The following is a 5,065-nucleotide window of genomic DNA, read 5'->3' on the forward strand; positions in this document are numbered from 1 at the left end:
CTAGTTCTAGGAGCTCTTCATCGTCAACCATGTCACACTTGTTCATGAATACGATGATGAAAGGTACACCTACCTGACGAGAAAGCAGGATGTGCTCACGAGTCTGTGGCATTGGACCGTCAGTAGAAGCTACTACTAGGATAGCGCCGTCCATCTGTGCAGCACCAGTGATCATGTTTTTAACATAGTCAGCGTGGCCTGGGCAGTCTACGTGTGCGTAGTGACGAGTTGGAGTGTCGTACTCGATGTGAGAGGTATTGATGGTAATACCGCGCTCACGCTCTTCTGGAGCGTTATCGATCTGTGCGAAATCTTTAGCTTCACCACCGTACGTCTTAGTCAGTACGTGAGAGATAGCAGCTGTAAGAGTTGTTTTACCATGGTCAACGTGACCGATGGTGCCCACGTTTACGTGAGGTTTGCTACGTTCAAATTTTTCTTTAGCCATGGTATTGCCCCAATTAAGAGATACTTGGTGATGAAATCTACATACAACAAAAAATCCGATGCCTATTATGTCATCGAATCGATTTAATTAAGATAATTACGGAAGCTTAGTTGGGAAGGCTGAAGGCAGTTTATCGTGAACTGGACCCTGTTGGGCTGGCTCATAGATACGGGCACAATCAGCGAAAATTGGAGCGGATGGCGGGAATCGAACCCGCGTTATCAGCTTGGAAGGCTGGAGTAATACCATTATACGACATCCGCGCAACCTAACTAAGGTTACCTAACTACCTAGAAAAATGGTGGAGGGAGAAGGATTCGAACCTTCGAAGGCTGAGCCGTCAGATTTACAGTCTGATCCCTTTGGCCACTCGGGAACCCCTCCAGAGAAATGGTGCCGGCACCAAGAGTCGAACTCGGGACCTACTGATTACAAGTCAGTTGCTCTACCAACTGAGCTATGCCGGCGTGTCATTTCGGTAGCGGATATTAGGTAATCGCGAGCACAAGTGCAATACCTAATTTTAAAAATCTGCAAAAAAATCGCCTAAACGTCGTTTTTTCCGCCACGCAAGCCTCAGAAAGTGCACTATTTACCCATTAACCTCCAACAGGTTAATAAGCCATTATGGAATCGTGTTTTTGATGTTGTTCCACCGGGGTCTATGGTGTACTGTGCCTTGCCTAAGGGGAGATTTCATTCATGCACGCCAACAATCAAATTCACAATGCACTCTACCTCGCATTTGCCCGCCAGCAGTGGGCCGAGCTGCGAAAATCTGTGCCTCTAACACTCAGCGAATCCGATCTTGACGATCTGCGCGGTATCAACGAATCTATCTCCCTCGATGAAGTCACCGACATCTATCTGCCCCTGAGTCGCCTGCTGAATCTAATTGTCGGCGCCAAGCAGCAGAGAGGGCTGGTACTGAATCAGTTCCTCGGTCGTGTGCCGCCTAAGCGCCCCTATATTATCAGCATCGCCGGCAGTGTCGCGGTAGGCAAAAGCACTACGGCGCGTATCCTCCAGGCGCTGCTGCGTCAGTGGCCCGAGCACCCCAAGGTGGACCTGGTCACCACAGATGGCTTCCTCTACCCCTTATCTGAGCTCAAACGCCGTGGACTACTACAGCGTAAAGGATTTCCTGAAAGCTATGATATGAAGCTGCTGGTCGAGTTCATCTCCAAGATCAAGGCAGGCGAGAGCCTGGTGCATGCTCCTATCTACTCGCATATCAGTTATGACAGGGTGTCCGATACCCAACAGGCCATAGAGCAACCCGATATCCTGATCATCGAAGGGCTCAACGTGCTGCAGACGGGCCAGGATACCCACGTAGCCATACAGCAGCCCTTTGTCTCCGATTTTGTCGACTTCTCTATCTATGTGGACGCCGAAGAGCCGCTGCTTAAGGAGTGGTATATCTCCCGCTTCCTGAAGTTTCGCACCGGCGCCTTTAGCGACCCGAACTCATACTTCCATCACTATTCAGAGCTGACTGACGATGAGGCCACCAAGATAGCCGCCAATATCTGGGACAGCATCAACGGCCCGAATCTAAATCTGAACATTCTGCCCACACGGGACAGGGCACACCTTATCCTGCGCAAGGGCACAGATCATATGATGCACCAGGTGCTGATGCGTAAATAGGCTAACACTAGATAGCCAAGCACCTACAGTTAGACAAACGGCCATCGATTGATGGCCGTTTTGTTATGCGGGACGCATGGAGATCTCGCCGCCGACGTAGGCCTTAGTGCCCTCCTCCGTCTTAAGCAATATTGCCCCCTGCTCGTCGATTCCACAGCAGATCCCCTTGACGCTATTCTCGCCCATCAACAGCTTGATAGGCTCACCGTCGAACAGATCTGCCTCGCGCCATCTTGACTGGAAAGCCTTCAGCCCTTGGCGTTGAAACAGCTCGAGATCTGTCACTAATTGCTGCTGCAGTGCAATCATCAGTTCCGTTTTATCTGGCAATTGCGCCAACTCAGACAGATCGCTCCAGGGCTGATCTATCTTATCCGCCTGCGCCGGCGACATAGAGAGGTTGATGCCGATACCTATCACCAGATCACACACGCTATCAGCCTGACCACTCATCTCGATCAGTATGCCCGCGAGCTTCTTATGATTGAGATAGATATCGTTGGGCCACTTAACCCCTATGCCATCGACCCCCAATGAACGCAGTACTGTCACCAATGAGCAGCCAACCACCAGGCTCAGCCCCATGGCCTGAGCCATCCCCTGGGAGAACTGCCAGTAGAAGGAGGTATAGAGGTGGCAGCCATAGGGAGATACCCATTGACGCCCACGACGGCCACGCCCGGCAGACTGATACTCGGCCACACAGATATCGCCGCTGCTGAGATCCTTCACATGCTCGAGTAGGAATCCGTTGGTGCTGTTGATCTCATTAAAATAGAAGCAGCGATTCTTGATAGCGGCCTTAAGCTTAGCCTCATCGATAAGCGAGATAGGTGTGGCTAACTTATAGCCCTTACCTTTAACGCTATAGATGTCGACACCAAATTCTTCTAAGTTGGCCACCTGCTTGCTGACTGCCGCCCGAGAGATGCCGAGCTCGCTGGCCAGCGCCTCGCCCGACACAAACTGGCCCTGACTCAACAAACGAATAATATCCCGGCGACGGGCCCACTGATCATGCATCTGCTAATTCCTTCTGTCCGGTTGCACCAATGATCCTAGGTTCGACCTCTAACCTTACGCCAAATTGTTCGAATATCCTATCTATCACCAACTTCGCCAAGTCACACACGTCCTGACCGCTGCAGCCCCCTCTGTTAACTATGACTAAGGCCTGTTTAAGATGAACCGATGCATTGCCTACAGACCGCCCCTTGAGCCCCGCCCTGTCGATCAACCAGCCAGCCGCCAACTTTACCTTTGAATCTTCCAGCGCATAGCCGACTATGTCCGCATATTGCTGCTTAAGCGCCTCGAATGTGTATTGGCTAACCACAGGGTTTTTAAAGAAGCTGCCGACGTTACCTAATACGGCAGGATCGGGCAGTTTGGCCATGCGGGTCTCGCAGATGCAGTCGAACACCTCTCTTGGCGTCACCCCTTGGCTACGCTCGCTCAATGCCTGCAATGGGCCATAGCTCAGATTAGGTTGCCATACTTTGGGTAGCATAAAGCCCACCCGCAAGATCACGGCGCGATACTTTAGGGCATTCTTGAAGATAGATTCGCGGTAGGCGAACTGGCATTCGCCACCATTCAGCCGTTTTATCTCACAGCTAGCGAGGTCGAGATATTCGACCCAATCGCAGAACTGCGCCAGCTCGGCGCCATAGGCACCGATATTTTGGATGGGCGCGGCGCCGACAGAGCCTGGAATCAAAGCAAGGTTCTCGAGCCCTGGCATCTCATTATCGAGACAGAATTTGATAAGATCATGCCACACCTCACCAGCTTCGACCCTGAGGTAATAGTATTGGTCATCCTGACTCACCTCTATTCCCTTAGTCTCCACTAATACAGCCGTCCCCTGAAAAGTCTCGGTGAGTACAATATTGCTACCCCCACCTATCAGCAATAGCGGCTCCTGCTGCTTAAAGGTCTGCAAACAGACGGCAACCAGTTTAGTCTCCTGCCTCGCCCTAACCAGTCGAAAGCAGTCAGTCTTAAGGCCCAGGGTATTAAATTGCGTTAAAGAGTCAGTGTTCTTGGAGTCCATAGAGGAAGCGTGATTTATATCTGTCAGCCCAAAAAGCCATTGTAACGTATCTAACCCCGGCAACCTAAATCCCAACAAAGATTAATCTTGATGGAGCTCATGATTCATTTGTGAATGGACACTGAAAATGGAAGAGAGCATAGCGTTGCGCAATCGACACCTGTAAAAAGAATACCCATACAGCAGCTAAAACCATTTTTTCGTTCGCGATTATAGAAAGTCGTATCTCACATGAGGGTGCAAGACATCCGCTTATCAAGCGCAGCTTGATGGATGACTGGAGCGCGAATCAGCTAGGCTGCGAGCTGAGGATCTAATGAATAAAGAGAAAAGGCGCCTGTCATGGCCAACTTCTAGCCAGACATCAGATACTAACTCCGTCAATCTCACATGGGGGCGTAAGGCATCCGTTTATCAAGCGCAGCTTGATGGATGACTGGAGCGCGAAGCAGCTAGGCTGCGAGCTGAGGGGCCCACCCACGAAGTGGCTGTGGGCTGCGTGTGAAGTAGCATTTTCGCGCAGCGTAGAAAGCAAAAAGCCCTAGCGTTTTAGACTAGGGCTTTTTGCTTTATTAGGCGCCTGGAAATGACCTACTCTCACATGGGGAGACCCCACACTACCATCGGCGCGATTGCGTTTCACTTCTGAGTTCGGGATGGGATCAGGTGGGACCACAATGCTATGGTTTCCAGACAAATTTGGAAATTCGGAAAGCTGTACTCTTATCTAAGAGTCAATCTGAGTTCGCACTTCAATCAAGTACTTTGTATTCTTTTGATTCGGTAAACCATTATTACGACCTCCATGGATGGAGGAAGTGCCAAGAAATGATTGGACTCATTTCCGGTACTTTGCAGTAAAAACCCTTTTGGGTTGTATGGTTAAGCCTCACGAGTCATTAGTACAG

The 5,065-nt window shown here is 50.5% G+C and carries 4 protein-coding genes, 3 tRNA genes and 1 rRNA gene; 1 reads left to right on the plus strand and 7 read right to left on the minus strand.

The features are described 5' to 3' along the window. The 4 genes from AYI87_RS21035 to AYI87_RS21050 form a co-directional block, all read right to left on the minus strand. Nucleotides 1-448 (minus strand): GTP-binding protein (locus AYI87_RS21035; protein WP_144204520.1); only part of this gene is annotated, 448 nt, incomplete at its 3' end. A 189-nt stretch (nucleotides 449-637) separates the two neighbouring features. Continuing rightward, nucleotides 638-711: transfer RNA gene (locus AYI87_RS21040), tRNA-Gly, on the minus strand. 36 nt (nucleotides 712-747) lie between these two features. After that, nucleotides 748-832 (minus strand) — tRNA-Tyr (locus tag AYI87_RS21045). Between the two features lie 7 nt (nucleotides 833-839). Then, nucleotides 840-915, minus strand: a tRNA-Thr gene (locus tag AYI87_RS21050). A gap of 235 nt (nucleotides 916-1,150) precedes the next feature. On the opposite strand from AYI87_RS21050, the gene coaA reads away from it, so the two are divergent. Further along, nucleotides 1,151-2,101, plus strand: a complete 951-nt coding sequence (coaA, locus tag AYI87_RS21055) for a type I pantothenate kinase (protein WP_144204521.1) — start codon at nucleotides 1,151-1,153, stop codon at nucleotides 2,099-2,101. Nucleotides 2,102-2,164: 63 nt separating this feature from the next. Here the strand turns inward: coaA and birA are convergent, their stop codons facing one another. From birA to rrf, 3 genes are all read right to left on the minus strand, one after another. After that, nucleotides 2,165-3,124, minus strand: a complete 960-nt coding sequence (gene birA, locus AYI87_RS21060; RefSeq protein WP_144204522.1) for a bifunctional biotin--[acetyl-CoA-carboxylase] ligase/biotin operon repressor BirA — start codon at nucleotides 3,122-3,124, stop codon at nucleotides 2,165-2,167. Next, complete coding sequence (gene murB / locus AYI87_RS21065; protein ID WP_144204523.1) at nucleotides 3,117-4,157, minus strand: UDP-N-acetylmuramate dehydrogenase; 1,041 nt, start codon at nucleotides 4,155-4,157, stop codon at nucleotides 3,117-3,119. The genes birA and murB overlap by 8 nt, the downstream gene beginning before the upstream one ends. A gap of 578 nt (nucleotides 4,158-4,735) precedes the next feature. After that, nucleotides 4,736-4,851: ribosomal RNA gene (gene rrf / locus AYI87_RS21070) — 5S ribosomal RNA — on the minus strand. Between the last annotated feature and the right edge of the window lie 214 nt (nucleotides 4,852-5,065).

This window comes from Shewanella sp. KCT (assembly GCF_007636505.1).
GTDB classification, from domain to species: Bacteria; Pseudomonadota; Gammaproteobacteria; order Enterobacterales; family Shewanellaceae; genus Shewanella; species Shewanella halotolerans.

What these genes read in the sequence shown, in the direction of transcription:
- murB (WP_144204523.1), bottom strand. Translation starts at nt 4,157, where the DNA reads ATGGACTCCAAGAACACTGACTCTTTAACGCAATTTAATACCCTGGGC.
- coaA (WP_144204521.1), top strand. Translation starts at nt 1,151, where the DNA reads ATGCACGCCAACAATCAAATTCACAATGCACTCTACCTCGCATTTGCC.
- birA (WP_144204522.1), bottom strand. Translation starts at nt 3,124, where the DNA reads ATGCATGATCAGTGGGCCCGTCGCCGGGATATTATTCGTTTGTTGAGT.